Origin of the sequence: Burkholderia metallica (genome assembly GCF_902832845.1) — a bacterium.
GTDB lineage: Bacteria > Pseudomonadota > Gammaproteobacteria > Burkholderiales > Burkholderiaceae > Burkholderia > Burkholderia metallica.
On sequence record NZ_CADFDB010000009.1, the window covers coordinates 255,669 to 280,773 of the forward strand.

27 protein-coding genes are annotated in these 25,105 nt (G+C 70.2%); 10 read left to right on the plus strand and 17 right to left on the minus strand.

Annotated elements, in window-relative coordinates:
* The first annotated feature begins 291 nt into the window (after positions 1-291).
* Positions 292-1,782 carry a glycine betaine/L-proline transporter ProP gene (gene proP, locus HWX08_RS24475; RefSeq protein ID WP_174921335.1) on the plus strand — a complete coding sequence of 497 codons (1,491 nt, stop codon included), beginning with the start codon at positions 292-294 and terminating at the stop codon, positions 1,780-1,782.
* A gap of 109 nt (positions 1,783-1,891) precedes the next feature.
* On the opposite strand, the gene HWX08_RS24480 is transcribed toward proP, so the two are convergent.
* Positions 1,892-2,098: a hypothetical protein gene (locus HWX08_RS24480; protein ID WP_069256287.1), complete on the minus strand. Its 207-nt coding sequence runs from the start codon at positions 2,096-2,098 to the stop codon at positions 1,892-1,894.
* 172 nt (positions 2,099-2,270) lie between these two features.
* Positions 2,271-2,900, minus strand: coding sequence for a glutathione S-transferase family protein (locus HWX08_RS24485; protein WP_174921336.1), 630 nt, complete (start codon positions 2,898-2,900; stop codon positions 2,271-2,273).
* Between the two features lie 260 nt (positions 2,901-3,160).
* On the opposite strand from HWX08_RS24485, the gene HWX08_RS24490 reads away from it, so the two are divergent.
* A complete protein-coding gene (locus tag HWX08_RS24490) occupies positions 3,161-4,378 on the plus strand; it encodes a polyhydroxyalkanoate depolymerase (RefSeq protein WP_174921337.1) in 1,218 nt (405 codons plus the stop codon).
* 7 nt (positions 4,379-4,385) lie between these two features.
* On the opposite strand, the gene HWX08_RS24495 is transcribed toward HWX08_RS24490, so the two are convergent.
* The 11 genes from HWX08_RS24495 to madL all read right to left on the minus strand — a co-directional run bounded on the left by HWX08_RS24495 (position 4,386) and on the right by madL (position 13,289).
* Positions 4,386-5,030: a phosphoribosyltransferase gene (locus HWX08_RS24495; protein WP_069256284.1), complete on the minus strand. Its 645-nt coding sequence runs from the start codon at positions 5,028-5,030 to the stop codon at positions 4,386-4,388.
* Between the two features lie 125 nt (positions 5,031-5,155).
* Positions 5,156-5,677, minus strand: a complete 522-nt coding sequence (locus tag HWX08_RS24500; RefSeq protein WP_174921338.1) for a phospholipase D-like domain-containing protein — start codon at positions 5,675-5,677, stop codon at positions 5,156-5,158.
* A 117-nt stretch (positions 5,678-5,794) separates the two neighbouring features.
* Positions 5,795-6,727, minus strand: a complete 933-nt coding sequence (gene mdcH, locus HWX08_RS24505; RefSeq protein ID WP_174921339.1) for a malonate decarboxylase subunit epsilon — start codon at positions 6,725-6,727, stop codon at positions 5,795-5,797.
* Positions 6,724-7,590 carry a triphosphoribosyl-dephospho-CoA synthase MdcB gene (mdcB, locus tag HWX08_RS24510; RefSeq protein ID WP_174921340.1) on the minus strand — a complete coding sequence of 289 codons (867 nt, stop codon included), beginning with the start codon at positions 7,588-7,590 and terminating at the stop codon, positions 6,724-6,726. The genes mdcH and mdcB overlap by 4 nt, the downstream gene beginning before the upstream one ends.
* Positions 7,587-8,255 (minus strand): malonate decarboxylase holo-[acyl-carrier-protein] synthase, encoded by a 669-nt coding sequence (mdcG, locus tag HWX08_RS24515; RefSeq protein WP_174921341.1) that lies wholly within the window; start codon positions 8,253-8,255, stop codon positions 7,587-7,589. Before mdcG ends, mdcB begins: the two co-directional genes overlap by 4 nt.
* Complete coding sequence (gene mdcE, locus HWX08_RS24520; protein ID WP_174921342.1) at positions 8,242-8,949, minus strand: biotin-independent malonate decarboxylase subunit gamma; 708 nt, start codon at positions 8,947-8,949, stop codon at positions 8,242-8,244. The genes mdcG and mdcE overlap by 14 nt, the downstream gene beginning before the upstream one ends.
* Positions 8,950-9,082: 133 nt before the next feature.
* Complete coding sequence (locus HWX08_RS24525) at positions 9,083-10,009, minus strand: biotin-independent malonate decarboxylase subunit beta (RefSeq protein WP_174921343.1); 927 nt, start codon at positions 10,007-10,009, stop codon at positions 9,083-9,085.
* Positions 10,006-10,323, minus strand: coding sequence for a malonate decarboxylase acyl carrier protein (gene mdcC, locus HWX08_RS24530; RefSeq protein ID WP_069256278.1), 318 nt, complete (start codon positions 10,321-10,323; stop codon positions 10,006-10,008). Before mdcC ends, HWX08_RS24525 begins: the two co-directional genes overlap by 4 nt.
* Positions 10,324-10,333: 10 nt before the next feature.
* On the minus strand, positions 10,334-11,980 hold the full coding sequence (gene mdcA, locus HWX08_RS24535) for a malonate decarboxylase subunit alpha (RefSeq protein WP_069256277.1): 1,647 nt from the start codon (positions 11,978-11,980) through the stop codon (positions 10,334-10,336).
* Positions 11,981-12,114: 134 nt separating this feature from the next.
* On the minus strand, positions 12,115-12,882 hold the full coding sequence (gene madM, locus HWX08_RS24540) for a malonate transporter subunit MadM (protein WP_069256276.1): 768 nt from the start codon (positions 12,880-12,882) through the stop codon (positions 12,115-12,117).
* 11 nt (positions 12,883-12,893) lie between these two features.
* Positions 12,894-13,289, minus strand: coding sequence for a malonate transporter subunit MadL (madL, locus tag HWX08_RS24545; RefSeq protein WP_034186756.1), 396 nt, complete (start codon positions 13,287-13,289; stop codon positions 12,894-12,896).
* Positions 13,290-13,617: 328 nt separating this feature from the next.
* On the opposite strand from madL, the gene HWX08_RS24550 reads away from it, so the two are divergent.
* Together HWX08_RS24550 and HWX08_RS24555 are read left to right on the plus strand one after the other, a co-directional pair.
* A complete protein-coding gene (locus HWX08_RS24550) occupies positions 13,618-14,466 on the plus strand; it encodes a LysR substrate-binding domain-containing protein (protein WP_107310076.1) in 849 nt (282 codons plus the stop codon).
* A 158-nt stretch (positions 14,467-14,624) separates the two neighbouring features.
* Positions 14,625-14,906 carry a DUF4148 domain-containing protein gene (locus tag HWX08_RS24555; protein ID WP_069256274.1) on the plus strand — a complete coding sequence of 94 codons (282 nt, stop codon included), beginning with the start codon at positions 14,625-14,627 and terminating at the stop codon, positions 14,904-14,906.
* 28 nt (positions 14,907-14,934) lie between these two features.
* On the opposite strand, the gene HWX08_RS24560 is transcribed toward HWX08_RS24555, so the two are convergent.
* A complete protein-coding gene (locus tag HWX08_RS24560; protein WP_174921344.1) occupies positions 14,935-15,852 on the minus strand; it encodes a 3-hydroxyacyl-CoA dehydrogenase NAD-binding domain-containing protein in 918 nt (305 codons plus the stop codon).
* A 237-nt stretch (positions 15,853-16,089) separates the two neighbouring features.
* Here HWX08_RS24560 and HWX08_RS24565 point away from each other — a divergent pair, with 237 nt between their 5' ends.
* Positions 16,090-16,530, plus strand: coding sequence for an Hsp20/alpha crystallin family protein (locus HWX08_RS24565; protein ID WP_069256272.1), 441 nt, complete (start codon positions 16,090-16,092; stop codon positions 16,528-16,530).
* A 27-nt stretch (positions 16,531-16,557) separates the two neighbouring features.
* Positions 16,558-16,992 carry an Hsp20/alpha crystallin family protein gene (locus tag HWX08_RS24570; protein ID WP_069256271.1) on the plus strand — a complete coding sequence of 145 codons (435 nt, stop codon included), beginning with the start codon at positions 16,558-16,560 and terminating at the stop codon, positions 16,990-16,992.
* Between the two features lie 112 nt (positions 16,993-17,104).
* Here HWX08_RS24570 and HWX08_RS24575 read toward each other — a convergent pair whose 3' ends face one another.
* Positions 17,105-17,407: a TFIIB-type zinc ribbon-containing protein gene (locus HWX08_RS24575; RefSeq protein ID WP_174921345.1), complete on the minus strand. Its 303-nt coding sequence runs from the start codon at positions 17,405-17,407 to the stop codon at positions 17,105-17,107.
* Positions 17,408-17,491: 84 nt separating this feature from the next.
* Positions 17,492-18,247, minus strand: coding sequence for a TerC family protein (locus tag HWX08_RS24580; protein WP_107310071.1), 756 nt, complete (start codon positions 18,245-18,247; stop codon positions 17,492-17,494).
* A gap of 107 nt (positions 18,248-18,354) precedes the next feature.
* Here HWX08_RS24580 and HWX08_RS24585 point away from each other — a divergent pair, with 107 nt between their 5' ends.
* Both HWX08_RS24585 and HWX08_RS24590 read left to right on the plus strand, forming a co-directional pair.
* On the plus strand, positions 18,355-19,248 hold the full coding sequence (locus tag HWX08_RS24585) for a LysR family transcriptional regulator (RefSeq protein ID WP_174921346.1): 894 nt from the start codon (positions 18,355-18,357) through the stop codon (positions 19,246-19,248).
* A gap of 115 nt (positions 19,249-19,363) precedes the next feature.
* Positions 19,364-20,521, plus strand: coding sequence for a DUF2242 domain-containing protein (locus tag HWX08_RS24590; RefSeq protein ID WP_174921347.1), 1,158 nt, complete (start codon positions 19,364-19,366; stop codon positions 20,519-20,521).
* Positions 20,522-20,750: 229 nt separating this feature from the next.
* Here the strand turns inward: HWX08_RS24590 and HWX08_RS24595 are convergent, their stop codons facing one another.
* Entirely contained in the window at positions 20,751-21,671 is a 921-nt protein-coding gene (locus HWX08_RS24595; RefSeq protein WP_174921348.1) for a pyridoxal-phosphate dependent enzyme, read from the minus strand.
* A 165-nt stretch (positions 21,672-21,836) separates the two neighbouring features.
* Between HWX08_RS24595 and HWX08_RS24600 the strand changes: the two genes are divergently transcribed.
* On the plus strand, positions 21,837-22,748 hold the full coding sequence (locus HWX08_RS24600; protein WP_174921349.1) for a LysR family transcriptional regulator: 912 nt from the start codon (positions 21,837-21,839) through the stop codon (positions 22,746-22,748).
* 713 nt (positions 22,749-23,461) lie between these two features.
* Complete coding sequence (locus HWX08_RS24605) at positions 23,462-24,667, plus strand: MFS transporter (RefSeq protein ID WP_174921350.1); 1,206 nt, start codon at positions 23,462-23,464, stop codon at positions 24,665-24,667.
* Positions 24,668-25,105 lie beyond the last annotated feature (438 nt).

Genomic DNA, 25,105 nt, shown 5'->3' on the forward strand with positions numbered 1-25,105 from the left:
GCCCGCCCGACAGGCCCGCTTTTCTCGTTTCGTTGCCCCTCCGGGGCGTTGCCGGAACGCCGGACCCATCGTCCGCACCGGCATCTGCCGCCAGCATCACGCGGCCCATTCTTCTTGAGCGCACTGTCGCGCCGGCCCATCGGGCCCGCGTCGAAGCAGCCCCTTGTGGCCCTTTACCGCCGTTTGTGCAGTAGGTGCTCGATGGTCTGCCCCGACGCGCCGCACACGACACCGCGCTCGCCGGCAAACCGTGTCGGACGGCTCGCCCGTTCGGCGCAGTCAAAGGAGTGCATGACCTTGACCGCAACACACGTCAGCCCGACCGCTGCCTCTTCCACCGCTTCGCCGTCCGGCAAAGCCCCGCTCGCCGCGGACGACATCACTGTCGTCGACCAGAGCCTCCTCAAGCGCGCCGTCAGCGCCATGGCCATCGGCAATGCGATGGAATGGTTCGACTTCGGCGTCTACAGCTACATCGCCGTCACGCTCGGCAAGGTGTTCTTCCCGTCCAGCAGCCCGTCCGCGCAGTTGCTCGCCACCTTCGGCACGTTCGCGGCCGCGTTCCTCGTGCGCCCGCTCGGCGGCATGGTGTTCGGCCCGCTCGGCGACCGCATCGGCCGCCAGCGCGTGCTCGCCGCCACGATGATCATGATGGCCGCCGGCACCTTTGCGATCGGCCTGATCCCGAGCTACGCGTCGATCGGCATCATGGCGCCCGTGCTGCTGCTCGTCGCCCGCCTCGTGCAGGGCTTCTCGACCGGCGGCGAATACGGCGGCGCGGCCACCTTCATCGCCGAATTCTCGACCGACAAGCGCCGCGGCTTCATGGGCAGCTTCCTCGAGTTCGGCACGCTGATCGGCTACGTGATGGGCGCAGGCGTCGTCGCGCTGCTCACCGCGTCGCTGTCGCAGGAAGCGCTGCTGTCGTGGGGCTGGCGCGTGCCGTTCCTGATCGCGGGCCCGCTCGGCCTGATCGGTCTGTACATCCGGATGAAGCTGGAAGAAACGCCCGCGTTCAAGCGCCAGGCCGAAGAGCGCGAAGCGCAGGACAAGGCCGTGCCGAAGGCGCGCTTTCGCGACACGCTGATGCGCAACTGGCGTGCGCTGCTGCTGTGCGTCGGCCTCGTGCTGATCTTCAACGTAACCGACTACATGGTGCTGTCGTACCTGCCGAGCTTCATGTCGTCGACGCTGCACTTCGACGAATCGCACAGCCTCGTGCTCGTGCTGATCGTGATGGTGCTGATGATGCCGCTGACGCTCGCCGCCGGCCGCCTGTCGGACAAGGTCGGCCGCAAGCCGGTGATGCTCGCGGGCTGCGTCGGCCTGCTCGTGCTGTCGATCCCGTCGCTGCTGCTGATCCATACGGGCACCACGGCCTCGGTGTTCGGCGGCCTGCTGATCCTCGGCGTGCTGCTGTCGTGCTTCACCGGCGTGATGCCGTCGGCACTGCCGGCGCTGTTCCCGACCGAAATCCGCTACGGCGCGCTAGCGATCGGCTTCAACGTGTCGGTGTCGCTGTTCGGCGGCACGACGCCGCTCGTGACCGCGTGGCTCGTCGACGTCACGCACAACCTGATGATGCCCGCGTACTACATGATGGGCGCCGCCGTGATCGGCATCGTGTCGGTCGTCGCGCTCGCGGAAACCGCGCGCCAGCCGCTGAAGGGCTCGCCGCCGGCCGTCGCGACGCGCCGCGAAGCCCATCAGCTCGTGCGCCAGTTGCGCGAACAGGACGACGATTCCGACGTGTACGGCGTCGCAACGCCGGCGCGCGCCTGAGCGTCGCCAAAGAAAAAGCCCCGGCCGAAGCCGGGGCCCGATCGAACCCGATCCGCCCGACCGGCTTGCGCCGGCCGGGCATTTTTTTATCCATGCGCCGCGAGCCGCTTCATGCCTGCGCTTCGCAGTGACGGCAGAAAATCAGCGCCCGCGAGCGCGACACGGCGGCCTGCGCACCGCGCGCCGCGACGATCAGCCCGATCTGACCGAGATTGAAATCGCGCTCGACCATCAACTGCGTCAGCGCGGCAAGCGGCAACACGACGGACGGGTGGTACAGGCTCGATTCGATCAGGTCTTTCATCATCGGCTCCATCAGGCAATGCATGATTCGATGGAGTGGATTCTAGGGACCGGGCGCTTGCGGATAAACAGCGCGAATGCGAAGTCACTTGTCGGCCGCCGCGAACAATCGGCGGCGGCTTGCCGGACCACGCGCGGCGACCGACGGCGCGCGGCGCGCGGAGTGCCCTCGCCCCTGCCTGCGCCTAGGCGAGCGGCGTCGCGACGAACGCCGGCAGCGCTTCGGCCCGCGCCGAATGCGCGGCCAGTGCCGGATAACGGGCCGGATCGATCCGCGCGAGCACCGGGTAATCGGCCGCCATGAACTGCGTGAAGCGCCACGCGACCGCGACCGTCACGTCGGACTGCAGCAGGCGCGCCCCGCCGAGCCAGCCGTTTGCGGCCGCGACGAGCGGCTCCAGCGCGCCGTATGCGCCCTCGAGCTGGCTCAGCACGCGTTCGATCCACGGCGCGTGCTGCTTGTCGGCCGGACGCAGCGCCTGCTCGTAGACGATCTGCACGGTCTTCTCGGCGGCCGCCAGCGCGAAGCCGACCGGCACGAGCGCGCGCAGCCGCGCATCGACGGCGTCGGGCAGCAGGCGCCGCTCGGGCGCGACCCGGTGGTCGAGATAGTCGACGATCAGCGACGAATCGATCAGCATCGCGCCGTCGTCGGTGACGAGCGTCGGCGCCTTGACGACCGGGTTGCTCGCTTTGAACTGGTCGAAATGACGAAACACCGAGATCGACTCGTGTTCGAACGGGAGGTCGAGCAGCTTCGCCGAGATGGCGACGCGGCGCACGAACGGGGAATCCAGCATGCCGATCAGTTTCATTGCAAACGCTCCGCTTGTGGGACTGGGACCGACGACTGTAGCAGCGCCGCGCGGCATCGCCTAGCGCCGGCTCCCGACGGCGGCGGGCTACGGCGAATTGCGCCGGCCACGCGACCGCGTGGCGACGTGGCGGAGCGTGCGCGGCCGGCTTTCGCGACGGTGCGCGCGATGCGCATCGCGCCGGCCGCCCGCGACGCTAACGTTGTGCGGCCACAGTGACCATAATGCAAGTTCACGCCCCTTACGCCCCAAGGTCCGCCATGTGGTATGCCCTCGTCGAGCAGCAGCGGCAATGGATGCGCGCGTGGCGCGCGGCGACGCGGCACGCGTTCGACGCGTGGCCCGCGGCCACGCTGCCGCGTACCGCATCGTCGTGCTACGACGACCTGTTCGAGCCGCTGCTCGGGCCTCGGAACGAGCCGCCGCGCTTCGACATCGGCTGGCCGGACGTCGGCGAGCACGTCGTCGCGCGCACGCCGTTCTGCGACCTGCGGCGCTTCGCGCATGCCGACGCGCGGCGCACGGTGCTGCTGTGCGCGCCGCTCGCCGGGCATGCGGCCGTGATGATGCGGGAAACCGTCGAGACGCTGCTTGCGGACGGCGACGTCTGCGTGACCGACTGGCGCAATGCGCGCGACGTCCCGCTCGCGTCGGGCCGCTTCGGGCTCGACGACTACGTCGCGACGCTCGACGGCTTCATCGACGGGCTCGCGCACGACGACCGGCCGCTGCACGTCGTCGCCGTGTGCCAGGCGACCGTGCCGGCGCTCGGTGCGCTCGCGCTGCGCGCCGCGCGCGGCCTCGCGCCGCCCGCCAGCGTCACGCTGATCGGCGGCCCGCTCGACGCGCGCCGCAATCCGAGCGCGCTCGGCACCGCCGCCGCGACGCATTCGCTCGGCTGGTGCCGCCGCCACCTGATCGACATCGTGCCGCCCGGCTTCGCGGGGCACGGCCGCTACGTGTTCCCGACCTATCTGCAGCAGGGCGAGATCGCGCTCATGTACCCGCAGCGCTTCCTGTCGCTGATCGAGGCGTACGCGCTGGCCGCGTCCCGCTTCGACACGACCGGCGTCGCCGGTGCACGGCGTGCGCTGCTCGAATACACGGCGCTGCTCGACATGCCGGCCGAATATTTCCTCGATACGGTCGACATCGTGTTCCAGCGCACGAGCCTGCCGCTCGGCACGTGGGACGTGGGCGGCCGGCGCGTCGAGCCGGGCGCGCTGCGCGGCGCCACGCTGCTGACCGTCGAAGGCGCATGCGACGCGGTCACGGGCGCCGGCCAGACGCATGCGGCGCTCGACCTGTGCCGCGGCCTCGCCGACGACGAGCGCTACCGCTTCGACGTCGACGACTGCGATCACTACGGGTTGTTTACCGGGGCGCGCTGGCGAGGCAATGTGCATCCGATGCTGCAGCACGTGTTCGCACGGGCCGAAAGTCGACGCCCTCGCCCGCGCCGCAGCCGGCGGACGTGATCCCGCATCAGGGGCGCGCTGCGTCGAGCAACGCGCGCACCTCGTCGTCGCTCGTCTGCTCGAAGTGCGCGTAGAACTGGCTGATCCCGAGAAACGGCAGCGGCAGCGACACCGTAACGAACGCGTCGGCCAGATCGTCGAACGCATGCCGCGCGCCTGCCGGCGCGACCGGCGCGGCCGCCACGATCCGCGCGGGGCGACGCTCGCGCAACGCCTGCAGCGCGACGCGCATCGACGCGCCGGTCGCGACGCCGTCGTCGACGACGATCGCGATGCGCCCGTCGACCGGCAGCGGCGGCGCGGCGCCGCGATACAGCGCTTCGCGGCGCTGCAGTTCGACCGTCTCGCGCGCGATCACGTCGGCAAGCTGCGCATCGGTCACGTTCATCGCGCGGAGCACCGAACGCTGCAGATGCATCGCGCCGCCCGTCGCGATCGCCCCCATCGCGAGCTCGGGATCGTGCGGCACGCCGAGCTTGCGCACGACCAGCACGTCGAGCGGCGCGTGCAGCGCGCGAGCGACCGGATACGCGACGGGCACGCCGCCGCGCGGCAACGCAAGCACGACGACGTTGCCACGCCCCGCGTAGTCGCGCAACGCGCCGGCCAGCTGGCGGCCGGCATCGGCGCGATCGACGAAACACTCGAACACGATCGGCTCCCTGCCGTTGCGCCGGATGCGCGAACACCGCGCCGGCGCCTGTCGACGAGCATGGTTCATCGGCCGTGCCGATGCAAGCAGGGTCACACCGGCGCGCACGGCGCCGCGGGAAAGGGTCAGAGGCCGGCGGCCTGCCGATACAGCCGCCAGAACGACTGCGCATAGGATTGCGCAAGCTCGGGCGCGCGCTGGAACACGTTCACCGTTTCCGCATGCGCGGCCGCGCCGTCGGACAGCGTGGTCAGCGCGACGCTGTCGTCGACGATCACGAAGCGCCGCGCGGGATCGCCGTGCCGCGAATCGATCGCCACGTCGACACCCGACGATTTCAGATAGCCGGCGCCGCTGTAACGGCCCGCGCGCGGCGAGCGCACGAGCACGACACGCACCTCGACCCCGCGCGCGCGGGCCGCACGCAGCGCGCTCGCGACCGCCAGCGGCAGGTGCGTATAGCCGGCCAGCAGCACGCGGCGCTGCGCGTGGTCGATCAGATCGACGGTCGTGTCGGCCGCCGCGTTGTCATACGAAAAGTACGTTCCGACCGACGCGGCGTCGGACGGAATATGGCTGGCGTGGGCGCTCGCCGCGCAGCAGAGCGCAGCGAGAAGGAAGGCGGCGGGTCTCATGGCGGGCGCCATTGTAGCGATGCCAATTCGCGTGACAAGCATCGGCTGCGACGCTGCTGCGCCGGCGCAACACACAGCGCAAAACCGGTGCGCGGTAAGCGGACTACAGCCCGTTTTTCACGCCGTCGATCAGCCCGCCGCGACGCGCGCGAGCCAGCTCGCCACACCGTCGACGGAACGGAAATCCGCGAGGCTGCGCGCCGGCAGCGCCGGATACGCGCCGGCGGCCATCTCGGCCAGCGCGCGGCCGGGGCCGAGTTCGAGGAACGCGGTCGCGCCGGCCTCCACGCACGCGGCAAGACAGGCCGCCCACTCGACCGGCTCCGCGATCTGCCGCGCCAGCTTGTCGAGGCCCGCGTCGACGTCGAGCACCGACGCGCCGTCGATCCCCGAAACGAGCCGCGTGCCGGGCAGCGGTCGCCGCACGGGCGTCGCGGCGAGCGACGCGCGGAACTTCGGCACCGCCGCGGCGAGCCGGCGCGTGTGCGACGCGATCCGCACGCACACGGGCGCGACGCGCAGCGCGCCGTCGCGCGACGCGGCGTCGGCTACCGCATCGACATCGGCCTGCCGCCCGGCGACCACGAACGCGTCGCCGGGGTTCGCGATCGCGATCGCCGCATCGCGGCCGTCGCACAACCGCGCAAGCTGCGCGCGCGTCAGGCCGCGCACGAACACCATGCGCTCGTCGCCGCCGCTCGCGGCGTCCATCGCACGCGCACGCGCATCGGCGAGGTCGAGCGCGGCGCGCGGCTCGATCATCCCCGCGACGCTCCACGACGCGACTTCGCCGACGCTGTAGCCGGCCACGCAGCGCCGGCGCGGCCACACCGCATCGAGCAGCGCGGCGGCCGCGAGCGCCTGGACCGTGCAGAGGATCTGCGCGGCGCGGTTCTCGCGCAGCGCGTCCGGGCCGGCCTGCCGGACCCACGCGCGCGGATCGTCGCCGAGCAGCCGGCCGGCATGCGCGAACAGCGCGTCGGCCTGCGGCGCGGCGCCGGTCAGATCGAACATGTCGGCGCGCTGCGCGCCTTGCCCCGAACAGAGGATGGCGAGCGTCATCGCGCGCCCTCGTCGATTTCGAGCGCATCGACGAAGACGCTCATCGCGAGCAGGTCGGCCGCGCCGCCCGGGCTCAGCCGGCGCGCGACGAACGCACGATGCGCGGCGGCCGCGCGCAGCCGCCAGTCGCGCGCACGCACGCCGCCGCGCGCGACGAACGCGCGTGCGGTCGCCTGCGCGAAGTCGAGGCCGGCCTGGCCGCCCCGGTGCAGCAGGTTCGTATCGTCGAGCGCGGCGATCAGCGCGAAGCACGCGTCGACGCGCGCGGCTTCCGGGTCGCCGGGCAGGTCGCGCCGCGCGCGACGCAGCGCGGGCAGTCCGACCGCATAAACGGTCGTGAAACCGTCGGCCGCCTCGCGCCGCGCGCCGCCGACGCCGTAGCGGCGGCTCGCGCGTTCGCCGTGGCTGTCGGGCAGGCGCGGGCCGCCGAGGATGTCGGCCCCCCAGCGGCGGGACACGAACGCGCCGAGCGTCATCCCGTCCGGCACGGCGCCCGGCACCGCGCGCCGGCCCGCGGCCGCGCACAGCAGCCCGAGCCCGAAGATCGCGCCGCGATGCGTATTGACGCCGCCCGTCGCCGCGAGCATCGCGTGCTCGGCGCGCAGGCCGATCTTGCGCAGCACGGCCATGTCCGCATCGCGCGCGCCCGCGTCGGCCAACTCGGCGAAGTAAGGGCGCAGCACCGCGGCGCTGCGGGCGAACGTCGCGGCATCCATATCCGCATGACTGCCGGTATCGACATGACTGACGAGCCCCGGCTTCGGATAGGTCTCGATTTCGAGCACGAGGCTGCGCTCGGCCAGTTCGGCGAGGCGCTCGGCTTCGAGCGGCGCCGCGACGCGGCAGGCGGCCCACGCGCTCATCGCGCGCCTCCGGTGAATGCGTCGGCCCGCATCAGTTCGACGGCCATCGCGGTCTTGACCGCGACTTCCGACTGCGGCGCATGCAGTTCGCGCCAGTTCACACCCGCGCCGTCGTCGCGCAGCAGTTCGCCGTCGATGCGCATCGGCGCGCGCGCGTCGAGCGCCGCGAGGCCGTCGAGCAGCGGTGCGATCGATCCGGCATCCGGCAGCGGAAACACGAGGTCGAGATCGGACGACTCGCTCAGGTAGCGCTCGCCCGTCAGCGCCTGCCATGCGAGGCTGCCGAACACGCGGCCCTGCACGCCGCAGCGCGCGCCGAGCGCGTCGAGTTCGCGCAGCGGCGCGCGCCACGCGTCGGGCGCGGCTGCAAGCACGTCAGGCAATGCGGGCAACGGGCGGACCGTGGCGAGCGCGTCGGCGGCCGCGTTCAATGCGATGCGCCGCTTGCCCGCCGAAGGCGGCAGCGACAGGCCGAGCGGCACGCGGCCGGCATCGACCTCGTCAGGCGATGCGCGACGCACGATCAGCGGCCAGCCGCGCCCGGCCCATGCGCGCACGAGCGGATCGCCCGCCAGCGCGGGATCGCGCGCGAATGCCGCGCCCCACCCCGCCGCCGTCAGCGTGACGAGCGTGTGGCGGCGCAGCGGCAGCTCAGCGTGCGGCACGCGCGAGCGCCTCGACGCGCCGGGCGACATCCGCGGCGACCGGCCGGCCGCGCGCGGCGCGCCGGTCGATACGGTCGACCGGCTTGGCCAGCCATTCGCCGACCTGCGCGTCGAGCGCGCGGGCCGGATCGAGCACGGCGTCGACGGCGCCCATCTTCACGAGGTTGTCGAGCCCCGGCGCGAACACCGGCGTCGAGCGCGACATCTCCTTCAGCACGTCGATCGGCAGCTTGGTCACGCGCGACATCGACGGCAGGTCCATCACCTCCGGCTCGGCGCCCGGCACCGTGAGCAGCGTGCGCGTCGCGAGCGCGGTCGCGATGAATGCGCCCGCGGCCGTGTGGCCGTACAGCACGCCGATCGTCCGGTGCCCGGCGAGATCCGCATGCATCAGGCACTTCGCGAGATGCGACAACCCCTCGTTCAGGCCGAGCAGTTCGTCGCGCTTGCTCATCCGCTGGCTGTCGCTGTCGACGAGGACGAGGATCGGCGTGTCGCCGCCGCGCGCGACCGTGTCGAGCACGCGCGCCGCAAGCGTCAGCGCCTCGTCGATGCCGAACGGCGAACGGTCGGCCACGCCGATCACGTCGACACGCGTGCCGGCCAGTTCCGCATGGCCCGTCAGCAGGCCGCCGGCGCGTGCGATCGAATGGCCTTTCGGAAACAGCGCGTTCAGGATTTCATCGAGCGTCATGCGGCCTCCTGCCGGGCTGCCGCAACGGGCGTCACGGGGAATGCGCGGCGCATCGCTGCGCACCCGCACAGCCGGCCGCAAGAGTCAGCCGCGCAGTCGACGCGTAGCGAACAACGTGAGCGTAGGGGGCGATTCATTTCGGCTCCTGTAACTGGTCAGCGAGTTTCGCGAATTCATCGTCGGGCATCCCGGGAATCGCTTCCGGCTTGTCGGCCCCGAGCGCGCGCCACACGTCGAGCGCATCCTTGCATGCGCCGAACCGCTCGACACGGGCTTCGAGGCGCGCCTGTTCGGCACGCAGCATCGCCGCGTCGAACGCCGGCGCGCGGCCGATCAGGTCGAGCGCCGCCGCGCGGAACGCATCCGGGGTATCGGCGACATATCGGTCCGCAGCGCCGATCAGCCGCCGATGCTTGCCGCCCATCGTGCGCCAGATCAGCGCGCGATCCTTCGAGTCGAATTCCTCGACGCCGCGATTCGTCTCGATCACCTCGGGGCCCGACACGCTGATGCGCCCCTGCTCCGACACCGCGAGCGCCGAACAGCACGCGGCGAGCAGCCCGCCGCCGCCGTAGCAGCCCGCGCGCCCGCCGATCAGCCCGATCACCGGCACGCCGGCCGCGCGGGCTTCGACGAGTGCGCGCATGATCTCGGCGATCGCGAGCTCGCCCGCATTCGCTTCCTGCAGCCGCACGCCGCCCGTATCGAACAGGATCAGCACCGGCGTGCCGGTTTCGCGCGCGGCACGCAGCAGCCCGGTGAGCTTCGCGCCGTGCACTTCGCCGAACGCGCCGCCCATGAAGCGGCCTTCCTGCGCGGCGACGAACACCGGCCGGCCGTCGAGCCGGCCGTGGCCGACCACCATCCCGTCGTCGAACTGCTGCGGCAGGTCGAACAGCGGCAGGTGCGGGCTCGTCACGCGCTCGGCCGGGCCGAGGAATTCGCCGAAACTGCCCGCATCGAGCAGCCCGTCGATGCGCTGCCGCGCCGATGCTTCGTACCAGCTCGCCGCATTCGCGACGAACGCCGGTGCGTCGCGACTGACGTTGACGTCGCTCATGCCGATTCCCCCTCGATCGCGCGCACGGCCTGCGCGAGCCGCAGCGACACCATGTCGGGCCGCGCGCCGCCGTCGTTGATCGACAGCTTCAGGCCGCCCGGCGCGCGCCGCTCGACGAAATCCGTGACGACGGCCTCCCATACCGCGCCGAAACCGACCGCCGCGGTACGGATGTCGATCTCGCATGCGTTGCCCGGCAGCACGCGCTCGACAAGCACCTCGAGATTGCCGGAGGCCACCACGCCGACGAGCGCGGCGGCCTCGTCGCCCTTCGCGCGTTCGCGCGCGGTGAAGCGATAGTTCAACTGTTCCATGCCCTCTTCCTCACCAGTTGCGGAACCGCGCCGGCGGCGCATAGAGGCCGCCCGACCAGTGCACGAGATCCTTGATCGAACGCGCGGCGAGCCAGCGGCGGTCGGCGTCGAGCGGATCGATGCCGAGATCCTCCGGGCGACGGATCACGCCGCGCTCGCGCAACCGCTCGACCATGCGGCGATCGCGGCCGCGGCCGATTTCCGTATAGCCGGCCACGCCGCGGATCGCTTGCTCGCGCTCGTCCTTGTCGCGGCACATCAGCAGGTTCGCGATCCCTTCCTCGGTGACGATGTGCGTGACGTCGTCGCCGTAGACCATGATCGGCGCGAGGTCGAGCTGCAGCTTGTCGGCGAGCTTCAGCGCGTCGAGCTTCTCGACGAACATCGGCACGTTCTTGTCGCCGAACGTCTCGCCGATCTGCACGACCAGCTTGCGGCCGCGCCGGAGCGCCGCCGGCGTGTCGGGGTCGGCCTGCGCGCCGGCCTTCAGCCACGGCTCGCTCGGATGGCGCCGGCCGCGCGCGTCGCTGCCCATGTTCGGCGCGCCGCCGAAGCCGGCGATGCGCTCGGCCGTGACCGTCGACGAATGGCCGGACAGGTCGATCTGCAGCGTCGAGCCGATGAACATGTCGCACGCATAGAGGCCGGCCGTCTGGCAGAACGCGCGGTTCGAGCGCAGCGACCCGTCGGGGCCCGTGAACCAGATGTCGGAGCGCGCGCGGATGTAGTCGTCCATCCCGACTTCCGAGCCGAAGCAGTGGATCTGCTCGACCCAGCCCGACTCGATCGCGGGGATCAGCGTCGGGTGCGGATTGAGCGCCCAGTGCGAACAGACCTTGCCCTTCAGCCCGAGCTTCTCGCCGTAGGTCGGCAGCAGCAGCTCGATCGCGGCCGTGTTGAAGCCGATCCCGTGGTTCAGGCGCTTGATCCCGTACGGCTCGTAGATGCCCTTGATCGCGAGCATCGCGGTGAGGATCTGCGTTTCGGTGATCGCGGCCGGGTCGCGCGTGAACAGCGGCTCGACGTAGAACGGCCGGCCGGCCTCGACGACGAAATGCACGCGGTCGCCCGGGATGTCGACGCGCGGTACCTTGTCGACGATGCGGTCGACCTGCGCGATCACGATGCCGTCCTTGAACGCGGTGGCCTCGACGACGGTCGGCGTGTCTTCGGTGTTCGGGCCGGTGTACAGGTTGCCGTCTGCGTCGGCGCTGACCGCGGCGATCAGCGCGACCTGCGGCGTGAGATCGATGAAGTAGCGGGCGAACAGTTCGAGATACGTGTGCACCGCGCCGAGCGCGATCTTGCCGCCGAACAGCAGCTTCGCGATGCGCTGCGACTGCGGGCCGGAGTACGCGAAGTCCAGACGCTTCGCGATGCCGCGCTCGAACACGTCGAGATGCTCGGGCAGCACGACGCCCGACTGCACCATGTGAAGGTCGTGGATCTTCGCGCTGTCGACGTCGGCGAGCGCCGTCGCGAGCAGGTCGGCCTGCTTCTGGTTGTCGCCTTCGAGGCACACGCGGTCGCCGGGGCGCAGCACCGCTTCGAGCAACGCGACGGTGTCGCGCGCATCGACCCGCTTGCCCCGCGCGAAGGCCGCGCCGGCCGCGAGGCGTGCATCGCGCGCCTGCCGCGCGTGATTCCATCCCGTCATGAACAGTTCTCCCGCTTCGATGGTTTAGCGGCATTCTAAGCCTGGCGCCGCCGCCGATTGATGATGTTGACGAATGCGACTCAGAGGACGCCGCGATGGATGCGGCCCGCACGCGGGCCGTACATCGTCCGGGTCTATGCGCCGACCAGTGCGCGCGTCGTGAAGAACAGCAGCGACGGGCCGAGCAGGCAGCCGACGCCCGTATGGAACGTCGCGACCAGCGCGCCGTACGGCACGAGCCGGCGGTCGGTCGCGGCGAGCCCCGCGCTCACGCCGCTCACGGTGCCGGCCAGGCCGCCGAAGATCATCGCGGAGCGCGGCGTCTTCAGGCCCATGAAGCCGGCCGCGACCGGCGTGCCGACCATCACGATGATCGCCTTCACGAGCCCCGTCGCGATGCTGAGCGCGATCACGTCGGAGCTCGCACCGATCGCCGCGCCCGTGACGGGCCCGACGATATAGGTGACGGCGCCCGCGCCGATCGTCGTCATGCTGACCGCGTCGGTATAGCCGAACGCGCGTGCGATGCACGCGCCGACGATGAACGGCAGCACGGTGCCGAGCAGCAGCGACACGACGCCGACGAGCCCGGCCTTGCGCGCCTCGGCCGGCTGCACTTCGAATGCGGTCGCGACGATCGCGAAATCGCGCAGCATCGCGCCGCCCATCAGGCCGACGCCCGCGAACAGCGGCACGTCGGCGAGGCCCTTCTCGCCGCCGGTGAACGCGCCGCCGACGTAAGCCAGCGCGAGGCCGATCACGATCGCGATCGCGGAGCCGTGCACGCGGCCGAACGTGAGCTTGCGCGACGCGAGCGACGAGATCCACATGATCAGGCCGACCAGCGCGAACGACGCGACGAGCCCGTTGTGGGCGACGGTTTTTTCGAGCATCTGCAGCATGGCGGCCTCCGTCACTGTTCTTCGAATTGCGGCACGCCCGCGAAGGCCGTGTCGTCGCGCCCGGTGCGCACGAGTACCGCGATGCAGCATGCGCAGATCGCGACCGCGCCGACCGCGGCCAGCAGCGCGACGGGGCCGCCCTTGAGCGCGGCGACGACGTTCTGGTTCGCGGCCATCGCGACGACCACCGGGATGTACATCGCGCCCCAGAAACCGACGCCGGCCTCGGTCTCCTTCGGCAGCCAGCCGCGGCGGTGCAGCCACAGGCGCAGGCAGATCAGCAGCAGCATCGCGATGCCGACGCCGCCGACGTTGGTCTTCACGCCGATCGCGCTGCCGAGCAGGTCGCCGAGGAACAGTCCGGCCAGATGGCAGAACGCCAGCAGCGCGGTTCCGTAGATGATCATGAGTCGTCTCCAGTCTCTTCGTGACGGGCGCCGAACGCGTGCGGAAGCCGGCGCCGCACGCCGATCCGGTGCGCGGACTCGTCTCCTGCGGCGGTGCGCCGCGGCCCGGCGGCTCGTCGTGCGAGCACGTTCTCGGGGTCGATGGGATGATGCGGTTTCGGGCCGGACGCCGGATGGCTTAGACTGACCGATACAGCCGGCGGCGCGACACGGGCTACGCGTCCGGCAGCTCCCGTTCGCAGAGGCTGCACCGGCGCGTGATCCGATACTAGCGCCGCGCCATCCGGCCATTTATGAAGTTGTCGAAACCGATTCAGTGGATTTAGCAATGCGCCCGTTACCGCCCGAGCTGCTGCGCAGCTTCGTCGCCGTCGCCCAGTCCGGCAGCTTCACCGCCGCGTCCGAGCGCGTGAGCCTGTCGCAGTCGACCGTCAGCCAGCACATCCGCCGCCTCGAGGAGCTGCTCGACCGGCCGCTGTTCGAACGCGACACGCGCAACGTGCACCTGTCGCAGCACGGCGACGCGCTGTTCCGCTACGCGGTGCGCATCCTCGAACTGATGGACGAAGCCGTCACGTCGGTGTGCGGGCCGCCGCTGTCGGGCAAGGTGCGGCTCGCGATGTCGGAGGATTTCGCGTCCGCGCACCTGACGGCCGCGCTCGCGAGCTTCGTGCAGCGCAATCCGGATGTCGAGCTCGCGATCTCGACCGGGCTGTCGGGCGACCTGTTCGACGCGCTCGACGAAGGGCGGCACGACCTGGTGTTCGCGAAACGCATCGCCGGCAGCCGGCGCGGCCGCGTGATCCGCAGCGAGCCGCTGTACTGGTGCACCGGCCCCGATTCGCGGATCACCGGCCACGAAGCCGTGCTGCCGCTCGCGATGCATCCGGAGCCGAGCGTGTCGCGCCGCCGCGTGCTCGAATCGCTGGAGGCCATCGGGCGGCCGTACCGGATCGCCGTGGTGAGCAGCAGCGTCGCGGTGCTGCGCGCCGCCGCGAGCGCGGGGCTCGGCGTCAGCGCGTTCGCCGGCTACGTGATCCCGGCCGGGCTCGCGCGGCTCGACGCGGGGCTGCCCGAACTCGGCGAACTCGAATACGTGATCGACCGGCCGGCGGCCGCGTCGCGCTCGACGCTCGCGCTCGAAGCCACGCTGATCACGGCGGCGGCCGAGTTGTAACGGTATCGGGCGCCCGGGCGCATCAGTCGCACCTGACAGCTTTGCCCGGAACGCGTCATCGTCCGCGCAGCGCCCGCTCGCGACAATGGGCTCCCATCGGAACGCATCGCATCTCGCTGCGTGCCTCCGATACCCCCTCCCCTTGATCGGAGCCCACCATGAAGAACATCCTGCGATTCGCCGTCGCGACCGCCGCAGCCGCCGTGCTGTCCCCCGCCTTTGCGCAGACCGACACGTCGGCCCCCGCACCGGGGCTGACGCGCGCAGAAGTCATCGACCAGCTCAAGCAGGCCTATCTCGACGGCGAACTGCCGACGAACGACGGCAACTACCCGCCGAACGCGGCGACGCGCGCGCGCAACCGCGAACTCGTGCAGGCCACGAACCCCGCGTGGCTGGCCCAGACGCCGCCCGCCCACGAGGCGATGTCGCAGCAATAGCCGGCCCAGCCGCGCCGGCGGGTGCGGATCACGGCAGGAAGCTGCGGCGCCGCGCGTCGATCAGTTCGACGAGCAGCCGGTCGCGCTCCGCCGCCAGTTCCTGTATCGAGCGTTCGCCCTGAATTGCGCGCAACTCGTCGTTCAGCTTGCGATCGACTGCCGGATCGAACGACGGCGTGCCGAGGTCGTCCCACCAGCTCGTGATCGGCCCCGACAGGTGCTCGAGGAAGTGCGCGATCCCGCCCGCGCCGCCGCCGAGGTGATAGGTCAGGCACTGCCCCATCAGCCCCCAGCGCAGCCCGGGGCCCCACGCGACGGCCTTGTCCGCATCGGCCACGCTCACGACGCCTTCGCCGACGAGGTGATACACCTCGCGGAACAGCGCGGCCGCGAGCCGGTTCGCGACGTGGCCGGTCATCTCCTTGTTCAGCACGATGGTCTGCTTGCCGAGCCCATCGTAGAACGCCTTCACGCGCGCGATCACGTCCGGGCCGGTCGCATCGCCGCCGACCAGCTCGACGAGCGGGATCAGGTGCGGCGGATTGAACGGGTGCGCGATCAGGCAGCGCTCCGGATGCTTCGCGCACGCGGTCTGGATTTCGGACATCTTCAGGCCCGACGAGCTCGACGCGATCGGCACGTGCGCGGGCAGCACGTCGTCCATCTGCCGGTACAGCGCACGCTTCACGTCGAGCCGCTCGGGGCCGTTCTCCTGCACGAAGTCGACACCGTCCAGCGCACGCACGAGATCGGCGTCGAACGACAGCCGCGCCGACAGTTCGGCAGCCCGGTCGCCGAGAAACGCGGCGAGCGCGTCGCGCAGCCGCGCGTCGGCCTGCGGCGCCGGGTCGGTCGCGACGACGTCGAAACCCTGCGTCAGATAGAAGGCGGCCCAGCTCGCGCCGATCACGCCGGTGCCGACGATCGCGATACGTTGAATGTCCATGTGCGTCCGGTCTCCGTGGTCAGTGGATGCGCGGGGATTGTCGCATCGATTGGCATCGATTCGCAGCGTCGCGCCGCGGCGATGCGGCGTGCGATTTCCCCTCTTGAAATCCGTTTCGGCGACCTCTAATTACGCGGTGCCGGGGCACCGCCCCGCTTCGATCCAGCGGAACCCCGCGCGGCACCGTGCCGTCGGCGCCCGTCGCGTATTCCGCGCTTCACGTGCAGGAGGACCATCATGAGCGATCTCTATTTCGGCAACGACCTGTTCGACGAATTCGCCCGCATCCAGCGCCAGATGGCGGGCCTGTTCGGCGGACTTCCGACCGGCATCCGCGCGGGCCGGCCGAGCGCATTCCCCGCGCTGAACATCGGCGCGACCGACGACACGATCGAGATCGTCGCGTTCGCGCCCGGCATGGCCGCGGCGGACTTCGACGTATCGATCGACAAGGATCTGCTGACGATCAGCGGCGAGCGCAAGCCCGTGCCGCAGCCAGCCGGCGACGACGTGCGCACGTATGCGCAGGAGCGCTTTCACGGCAAGTTCCGCCGCGTGGTCGAGCTGCCGCAGAACGCCGATCCCGACAACGTCAGCGCCCGCTACGAAAACGGCTGCCTGCTGATTCGCGTCGGGCGTCGCGAAGAATCGAAGCCGCGCGCCATCACCGTCCAGTAACCTCGGCATCACCTTCAGGAGAACGACATGAATACGAGCCAGACCCTGACCGAACGCCAGTCCGGCACCCCGTCCGCGGCCGCTGGCGCTACCGCCACCGCCACCGCAGACGACGCAGCGCGTCGGCCCGCGATCGTGCCGGCCGTCGACATCGTCGAAGATTCGCAGTGCGTGACGCTGCGCGCCGACCTGCCCGGCGTGCCGCGGGAAAACCTCGACGTGAAGGTGCACGACAGTACGCTGACGATCGAAGCCGAAGCGCGCATCGACACGCCGGCCGAGTTGCGCGTGCGGCATGCGGAAGTTCGCGCGCCGCGCTTCGAGCGCACGTTCGCGCTGAGCGCGGACCTCGACACGTCGCGGATCGACGCGAACCTGCGCGATGGCGTGCTCACGCTGACGATTCCGCGTCGCGAAGAAACCCGCCCGCGCCGTATCGACGTGAAAGCCGGCGACGCATGAGCGTCTCGCTGCGGTACGGCCCGATGCCGTACCGACGATGAACAAGCCCCGCCAGGCAACGCCTGTGCGGGGCTTGTTTCACGACACGCGGCACGCGGCGGCGCCGGTGGCTTCAATCGAAATCGAACAGGTCGAACACCGACTTCTTGCGACGCCGGCCGTCGTGCCGGTAACGGTCGTCGTGCGCGCGGCCGTCGCGCCCCCAGCCGTCGTCGCGGCCGCGCTGCGCGGACGCCTCGGGCGGCGCCGGTGCGGCGTCACGACGTGCCGGCGCGTCATCGGTTTCGCGGGCGATCAGCTTGTCGAGTTCGCCGCGATCGAGCCACACGCCGCGGCAGGTCGGACAGTAGTCGATCTCGATCGACTGGCGCTCGGCCATCAGCAGGTCGGGCGTCTTGCAGACAGGGCATTTCATCGCATCTCTCCTTTCCGGGCGAATGTCGTCCGGATTCCGTACGATGCGCGTGCGCCGGCCGCGGCCGACGTCACGCGCGGTAATTCAGTGGCCTTGCGTGCGTGCCGCGCGCTTCGCCTTCGCACGCCGCGCCAGCATGTTCATCCCTTCGACGAAGGCCGAGAACGCCATCGCCGCGTAGATGTAACCCTTCGGCACGTGCGAACCGAACCCTTCGGCGATCAGCGTCATCCCGATCACGACCAGGAACGACAGCGCGAGCATCACGATGGTCGGGTTGCGGTCGATGAAGCGTGCGAGCGGCTGCGCGGCGAACAGCATCACGGCGACGGCGACGATCACCGCGACGAACATGATCGGCACGTGTTCGGTCATGCCGATCGCGGTCACGATGCTGTCGATCGAGAACACGATGTCGAGCATCACGATCTGGCCGATCGCGGCCCACATCGTCAGGCCGACCGCGCCGCCGGCACCGCCCGCGCCGTCACCGTCGTGCGACACGTGGTGATGGATCTCGGTGGTCGCCTTCCACACGAGGAACAGGCCGCCCGACAGCAGGATCATGTCGCGCCACGAGAACGCATGGTCGAACAGCGTGAACACCGGTTCGGTGAGGCTCGCGATCCACGCGACGCTGCCGAGCAGCGCGAGGCGCATCACCAGCGCGAGCGCGATACCGAGGCGCTGCGTGCGGGCGCGCTGCGCTTCGGGCAGCTTGTTGCTGAGGATCGAGATGAAGATCAGGTTGTCGATGCCGAGCACGACTTCCATCACGACGAGCGTGAGGAGCGCGGCCCAGACGGCGGGGTCGGCGGCAAGCGTCAGCAGGTAGTCCATGAATGGGCCGATGCGAAAGTGGAAAGCCAGATGATATGCCGCCGCGAACTTCGTAAAAATCAGCGAGAATCTGAGTTTTGGTTCGGTTTTTCCGAAATTACGATCCGATGCTCAATTTCCGACATCTGTACTATTTCTGGGTCGTCGTGAAGGAAGGCGGCTTCGCGCGCGCGGCCGCGCGGCTCGACATGGCCGTGCAGACGATCAGCGCGCAGGTGCGCGAGCTCGAGAAGGCGCTCGGGCACCAGTTGCTGCGCCCCGCCGGGCGCGGCGTTACGATGACCGACGCCGGCCAGGCCGCGTTTGCGCGCGCGGAAGCGATCTTCGAGCTCGGGCGGCTGATTCCCGACGAAGTGCGCGCGGCGGCCAGCCGGCCGACTGTCCGGCTCGCGGTCGGGCTCGCCGACGGGATCTCCAAGCTCGCCGCGCACGCGATCCTCGCGCCCGTGCTGGATACGCCGACGCTGCGGCTGCTGTGCCACGAGGGCGAGCACGATGCGCTGCTCGCGGAGCTTGCGCTGCATCACCTCGATCTGGTGCTGGCCGGCCAGGGTGCGCCGTCGGGGTCAAATCTGCGCGTGACGAGCGAGCGGCTCGTCGCGTCGCCGGTCGACTGGTATGGCCCCGCGACGCTCGTCACGCCGGCCGCGCGGCAGGAGTTTCCGCAGTGCCTCGCCGACCTGCCCGTGCTGCTGCCGACCGCCCATTCCGCGCTGCGCGCGCGCCTCGACCTGTGGCTGGAAGGCGAACGGATCGTGCCGCGCGTGGCCGGGGAATTCGAGGACAGCGCGCTGATGGCCGTGTTCGCAGCGCGCGGCCTCGGCGTGTTTCCGCTGAGCGAACTCGGCGCGAACGACGCGTCGCTGCTGCGCGGGCTCAGGCGGCTCGGGCGCGCGGGCGACGTGACCGAGGAGATCCACGCGATCCGCTCGCGGCGCGGCGAGCACCATCCGCTGACGTCGCAATTGCTGGCCGCCGCACGCGGCGCGCCGGCCGACTGAAGCGAGCGCGACATCAAACGAAACTATAATGACGCCCCGGCCTTACGAGATTGCCGCGCGCTTCATCCACGCACCGCCGTTGCGCGCGCGCTCGCCAAGCCTTCTGAAAGACGCCATGCACAACCGATTTCGCCTGTTTTCCGTTTCGTGCGCGCTCGCGGCCGCGACCGTGCTGGCGGCGTGTTCGTCGCCGCCCAAGCCGATCTATCAGCAGGAACAGTTCGACGCGACGACCAGCCCGTATGCGCACACGTTCCATTCGAAATCCGACGCGGCCTGCGAGGCCGCGCGGCGCGCGCTGCTGAGCCAGGGCTACGTGGTGTCGTCGTCGCGCAACGATGCGGTCGACGGCAGCAAGAATTTCCAGCCGAACAACGACATGCACGTCGTGATCGAGTTTCACGTCGTGTGTGCGGACGCGACCGCGGACGGCTCGTCGAGCATCGCGTACGTGAACGCGGTGCAGGATCGCTACACACTGAAGAAGTCGAATACGTCGGCCAGCGTCGGCCTCAGCGTGTTCGGCTCGCTGTCGCTGCCGATCGGGTCGAGCGACGACGCGCTCGTGAAAACCGCCAGCGAGACGATTCCCGCCGGCGTGTTTTACGAGCGCTTCTTCAATCTCGTCGAGCATTTCCTGAAGATCGATCCGGCCCGCCGCGACCGCGCGACCGTCAAGGCCGCCGAGAAGGAACCCGTCACGCCGCTGCCCGAGCCCGCGCCGACGCCGCAGGGTGAGCCGATGAAGATGACGACGCCGGTCGTGCCGACGCCACCCGCGGCGCCGGTGCCGCTTTCGCTGCCGGCCGTCACGCCTGAGTCGGGTGTGAACGCGGTGCCGGCCGTGGGGGCGCCCGTCGGGATGCGTGCTGTCGTACCGGCGGCCACGTCGGGTTCAGGGGCTGCTGTGCCGGCTTCGGGAGCATCGTCGGCGTCTGTGCCGGCCGTGGCACCTGCATCCGCTGGCGCGCATGCAACGACCTCGGGACCGGGATCGACACCGGCGTCGGTTCCCGCGCCGACATCGGCCTCCGGCCCGGCATCGCCGCCTGCCGTAGCGGCATCGACACCGGCCGCTTCAGCGCCGACCGCTTCAACACCGGCCGCTGTGACGCCGGCACCGGCACCCGCGCCGACCGCGCCTGCGCCCGCATCTGCCGCATCGGCCCCCGTACCGGCATCCGCACCGTCGAGCACATCGCCCGCGCCGGCTGCTGCCCATCCAGTCGCATCGTCCGCGCCGTCCGGCGCGAGCGCACCGGCCGCAAACTGACCGGCCGCCCGTATCGTCGCGCCCCGGCCGCAGCCGGCATCGCGCGACGATACGCACCCTTCCCCGTCATTCGTTACCGGAAATTCCGCGCGGTCGGCTGCCTGCACGTCGTGTCGCGGACACGGCGTCGGCGCTTCGCGGCGCACCTGCGCGCCCGATTTCGCCGTTTGCGATGATCGACGGCCGCCCGGCCGTCACACCGCATGCCTGCTTGACCCGCTCGCCCCAACTAGCGCAATTCGGCGCGCAGCGTCTGCATCTGCTCGACGGTCGCCGTCACGCCGCCGCAGACGATCACCGCGATATCCGCCGCCGACTCGAGCACGGGCACCGGCCGCTCGAGCGCGGCCAGCGCCGCACCGCATGCCGGCTCGACGACGATCCGGTGCTCGTCGAGGAATCGCAGCGACGCGGCCACCGCGTCGGCATCGGACACGACGACCGGATGAATCGCGTGCCGCGCGGCCCATTCGAGCGCCGCATCGCACGGCCGCTTCGCGCCGAGCGACGTCGCGATGCTCGTGATCGCCGGCAATTCGACCGCGCGCCCCTGCGCGAGCGAGCGCGCATAGCAGTCGGCGCCTTCCGTTTCGGCCGCGATTACCGGCACGTCGTGCCAGCCGTTGCGCACGAGCCCTTCGAGCACGCCGCACAGCAACCCGCCGCCGCCGACCGCGAGCACGACCGCGTCGGGCTTCGGGCCGACCGCCGCCATCTCGTCGATCATCGTCGCGTGGCCCTGCCACAGCATGCGGTCGTCGAACGGATGCACGAACGCGTCGTGCTCGCCGAGCGCCGACTGCGCGAACGCATTCGCCTCGGCCCAGCTCGCGCCGTGCACGACGAGTTCCGCGCCCTCGACGCGAATCAGCTCGCGGGCGCGCGCCGACGCGCTTTCCGGCACGACGACGCGCACCGGCACGCCGAGTTCGCGGCCGCAATACGCGACCGCGATACCGGCATTGCCACCCGACGACGACACGAAGCGCCGCGCGCCGGCCGCATGTCGCGCTTCGCACACGGCGCCGATGCCGCGCAGCTTGAACGAGCCTGACGGCTGCAGCGCATCGAGCTTCAGCCGGATGGTCCTGCCGAGCCGGCGGGACGCGATTTGCGAGCGGATATAAGGGGTCGGGATATGAAGCGGCATGGCGACGGGATCGAAAGGAATGGAGAAAACGAAGAAAGCGCGCGACTCGCCGGCGCGGGCGGTGCGTGACGGTCATCGTACGGCACGGCGCTCATGCTTTCCAATACCATCGAATGGCGTTTGCTATGCTTTCCAGGTATATCAACGGACCGGAGTACATCCCGCATGCGCAAGATCGAACTGCGTCACCTGCGCTACTTCGTCGCCGTCGCGCAGGCGGGCAGCGTGATGGCTGGCGCCCGTGCGGCCGGCATCGTCCAGCCCGCGCTGTCGCGACAGATTCGCGAACTCGAGGACGCGATCGGCACGCCGCTACTGGTGCGCCGCGCGACGGGCGTCACGCTCACGCCGGCCGGCACGAGCTTCCTGCAGGACGCGACCGCCCTGCTCGCGACGCTGCAGGACAGCCGCGAGCGCGCATTGCGCAGCGCGGCCGGCCAGCTGGGCGAGCTGCGGCTGGGCGCATTGCCGAACTGCCTGCCGCTGCCCGTGGTCGCGAACGTCCTCAAGGCGTTTCGCGACGCGTGCCCGGACGTGAAGCTGTCGATCGCGCCGATGCTGTCGGCCGAGCAGGCGAGCGCGCTCGTGCGCGGCCAGATCGACGGCGGCATCATGGCGTGGCGTCGCGACGAAGCGCCGCACCTGTCGGGCGTGCGGCTGCTGAGCGACCGCTTCGTGCTCGCGATGCCCGCGCCGCCGGGCGGCCGCACCGCCGCACCGCGCACGCTGGCCGACGTCGCGAACGAGCCGTTCGTCTGGTTCGACGCGCAGCGCTCCGCCGCGCACCACCGGTTCCTGATGGCGCAGTGCGAGCAGGCCGGCTTCACGCCGCGCATCGCGCAGGTCGGCAGCGACATTCCGACGCTGATCGGCCTCGTCGCGGCCGGGATGGGCTGTGCGTTCGTGCCGGAAAGCGCGTCGCAGACCTGCCCGCGCACGGTCCGGCTCGTCGCGCTCGACGAACTCGCGAGCCGCTTCGACATCGAGTTCGTGTTCGACGGGGCGGCCGTGCCGCCGTCGCCGGTCGTCGCGCGGTTTCTCGAAGCGGTGCGCGATGCGGCCGGCGACGCGAACTGAGCAGACGCACTCCATCCGGCGCATCCCGGCACCCGATCGAGCGTCGCGGTTCGCACCATCGGTCGACAGGCCGTTGCCGCCTCTCCGTCAACGCGGCGGTCTGGCTGCCCTGGCGCGCTAAACACCGGCATCGTCACCGCGCAAAATCTTTCAAAACACCGACGATCGGCGCCGCGGCGCCGGTCTCTTCAAATTGGCACCCAAAACGGCCGTTTAACGGCGATTCGAATTGTCATGCGCCGAAATATACTTCGCGCGCATCCAACCCTCGTGCCAAAGAGAGGATGCGTTTCCGCCCCGGTCACGGTCCCCCTGTGATCGGGGCTTTTTTTGCCCGAACCCTTGCCTGCCAAGGGTTTTCGGCGATGATGCAACGCTCGCGCGGGTCCCGCCAGTCGTCCGAACGGCCAGCCCGATACGCGACGCGGCCGCGCATCGCCGTGCGCCGGCCGGACGGAGGCCGGACGACCGGACGGGCCGACCGTCAGCCCGCCTCGATACACCCGCGCATCGCTATCTCCCGGCCAGGCGCCGTGCGTCGCTCATGACAAAAAGCTTTCGAAAAGAACCGCTTGCGCGCCCCACCGCATTGTTGAAATGAAATCAAGATAATTTCGCCCGTACACGGCTTTTTCCGCAAAAGTCTTGCAGGCACACTTCCTCCTGTCCCGACGGCTGCATGCCGTTGCCTCTCGATTCCTGGAGCTCATCGCGTGAACCCCACGACTTCCTCTTCTTCCCGCGCGGGCCGCGGCGCCGCGCTGCCGCTGCTGGCGCTCGCCGCCGGTGCGTTCGGCATCGGCACGACCGAGTTCTCGCCGATGGGCCTGCTGCCCGTGATCGCCGACGGCGTGCACGTGTCGATTCCGCAAGCCGGCATGCTGATCAGCGCGTATGCGATCGGCGTGATGGTCGGCGCGCCGCTGATGACGCTGCTGCTCGCGCGCTGGTCGCGCCGCTCGGCACTGATCGCCCTGATGTCGATCTTCACGATCGGCAACCTGCTGTCGGCGTTCGCGCCGGGCTATACGACGCTGCTGCTCGCGCGCCTCGTGACGAGCCTCAATCATGGCGCGTTCTTCGGGCTCGGCTCGGTGGTCGCGGCCAGCCTCGTGCCGCGCGAAAAGCAGGCCAGCGCGGTGGCGACGATGTTCATGGGCCTCACGATCGCGAACGTCGGGGGCGTGCCGGCCGCGACCTGGCTCGGCCAGATCATCGGCTGGCGCATGTCGTTCGCGGCGACCGCGGGCCTCGGCCTGATCGCGATCGCCGGGCTGTTCGCCGCACTGCCGAAGGGCGCAGCCGGCAAGATGCCCGACCTGCGCGCCGAACTCTCGGTGCTGACGCGCCCCGTCGTGCTCGGCGCGCTCGGGACGACCGTGCTCGGCGCCGGCGCGATGTTCACGCTCTACACGTATGTCGCGCCGACGCTCGAACACCTGAGCGGCGCGACGCCGGGCTTCGTGACCGCGATGCTGGTGCTGATCGGCGTCGGCTTCTCGATCGGCAACATCGCGGGCGGACGCCTGGCCGACCGCTCGCTCGACGGTACGCTGATCGGTTTCCTGCTGCTGCTGATCGCGACGATGGCCGCGTTCCCGATCCTTGCCCGCACGCATGCCGGCGCGGCCGTCACGCTGCTCGTGTGGGGCATCGCGACGTTCGCGGTCGTGCCGCCGCTGCAGATGCGCGTGATGCGGGCGGCCCACGAAGCGCCGGGCCTCGCGTCGGCCGTCAACATCGGCGCGTTCAACCTCGGCAACGCGCTCGGCGCGGCGGCCGGCGGCGCGGCGCTCTCGGCGGGCTTCGGTTATGCGGCCGTGCCGCTCGTCGGCGGGCTGATCGCCGCGGCCGGCCTCGCGCTCGTCTTCCTGCAGGTCGCGCAGCAGCGCCGCGCACCGGCCGCCGCGAATTCGTAATCGCGGCGCGCGACGCGCCGGCCGGACGTACCGGCCGCCGCGCCGTACCGCCCCATGCTCACGGCCGCGCAATGCGGCCGTTTTCGCTTTCAGCCGTCGATTCCGATTCCGTGAATCCTCGCGTGGGAAATGATTCGGAATATCGGCGCGTGCCGCCGCGAATCATATCCAATTCAATCTGGAATGATCGAAATCGATGCCTTCATTAGATACGATCCGGTTTATCCATTATGCCAATCGGAAAAATCGTGCCGCACCGTACAGTAACCGTGAAAAGATTGCCGGGACGCAGAAAAATCTTTCGACTGGGCGGTTCGGGAAAAAATCGAAAATCGCAATGTTTTCCGGGTTTATTCACGCAACGGTCAATTCAAATGTAACAAAATGAAACAGCGCGGATTTAGCAATTGAAAGACCCTTTAATTCATATCAGCATCT

Coding starts and splice junctions, on each gene's coding strand:
- HWX08_RS24565 (WP_069256272.1), top strand. CDS start 16,090: ATGAGCGATCTCTATTTCGGCAACGACCTGTTCGACGAATTCGCCCGC.
- HWX08_RS24570 (WP_069256271.1), top strand. CDS start 16,558: ATGAATACGAGCCAGACCCTGACCGAACGCCAGTCCGGCACCCCGTCC.
- HWX08_RS24480 (WP_069256287.1), bottom strand. CDS start 2,098: ATGGAGCCGATGATGAAAGACCTGATCGAATCGAGCCTGTACCACCCG.
- HWX08_RS24590 (WP_174921347.1), top strand. CDS start 19,364: ATGCACAACCGATTTCGCCTGTTTTCCGTTTCGTGCGCGCTCGCGGCC.
- HWX08_RS24580 (WP_107310071.1), bottom strand. CDS start 18,247: ATGGACTACCTGCTGACGCTTGCCGCCGACCCCGCCGTCTGGGCCGCG.
- mdcB (WP_174921340.1), bottom strand. CDS start 7,590: ATGAGCGCGTGGGCCGCCTGCCGCGTCGCGGCGCCGCTCGAAGCCGAG.
- HWX08_RS24560 (WP_174921344.1), bottom strand. CDS start 15,852: ATGGACATTCAACGTATCGCGATCGTCGGCACCGGCGTGATCGGCGCG.
- HWX08_RS24575 (WP_174921345.1), bottom strand. CDS start 17,407: ATGAAATGCCCTGTCTGCAAGACGCCCGACCTGCTGATGGCCGAGCGC.
- mdcC (WP_069256278.1), bottom strand. CDS start 10,323: ATGGAACAGTTGAACTATCGCTTCACCGCGCGCGAACGCGCGAAGGGC.
- HWX08_RS24490 (WP_174921337.1), top strand. CDS start 3,161: ATGTGGTATGCCCTCGTCGAGCAGCAGCGGCAATGGATGCGCGCGTGG.
- mdcH (WP_174921339.1), bottom strand. CDS start 6,727: ATGACGCTCGCCATCCTCTGTTCGGGGCAAGGCGCGCAGCGCGCCGAC.
- mdcA (WP_069256277.1), bottom strand. CDS start 11,980: ATGACGGGATGGAATCACGCGCGGCAGGCGCGCGATGCACGCCTCGCG.
- HWX08_RS24485 (WP_174921336.1), bottom strand. CDS start 2,900: ATGAAACTGATCGGCATGCTGGATTCCCCGTTCGTGCGCCGCGTCGCC.
- HWX08_RS24600 (WP_174921349.1), top strand. CDS start 21,837: ATGCGCAAGATCGAACTGCGTCACCTGCGCTACTTCGTCGCCGTCGCG.
- HWX08_RS24525 (WP_174921343.1), bottom strand. CDS start 10,009: ATGAGCGACGTCAACGTCAGTCGCGACGCACCGGCGTTCGTCGCGAAT.
- mdcE (WP_174921342.1), bottom strand. CDS start 8,949: ATGACGCTCGATGAAATCCTGAACGCGCTGTTTCCGAAAGGCCATTCG.
- HWX08_RS24595 (WP_174921348.1), bottom strand. CDS start 21,671: ATGCCGCTTCATATCCCGACCCCTTATATCCGCTCGCAAATCGCGTCC.
- HWX08_RS24550 (WP_107310076.1), top strand. CDS start 13,618: ATGCGCCCGTTACCGCCCGAGCTGCTGCGCAGCTTCGTCGCCGTCGCC.
- madL (WP_034186756.1), bottom strand. CDS start 13,289: ATGATCATCTACGGAACCGCGCTGCTGGCGTTCTGCCATCTGGCCGGA.
- HWX08_RS24555 (WP_069256274.1), top strand. CDS start 14,625: ATGAAGAACATCCTGCGATTCGCCGTCGCGACCGCCGCAGCCGCCGTG.
- proP (WP_174921335.1), top strand. CDS start 292: ATGACCTTGACCGCAACACACGTCAGCCCGACCGCTGCCTCTTCCACC.
- HWX08_RS24585 (WP_174921346.1), top strand. CDS start 18,355: ATGCTCAATTTCCGACATCTGTACTATTTCTGGGTCGTCGTGAAGGAA.
- HWX08_RS24500 (WP_174921338.1), bottom strand. CDS start 5,677: ATGGCGCCCGCCATGAGACCCGCCGCCTTCCTTCTCGCTGCGCTCTGC.
- madM (WP_069256276.1), bottom strand. CDS start 12,882: ATGCTGCAGATGCTCGAAAAAACCGTCGCCCACAACGGGCTCGTCGCG.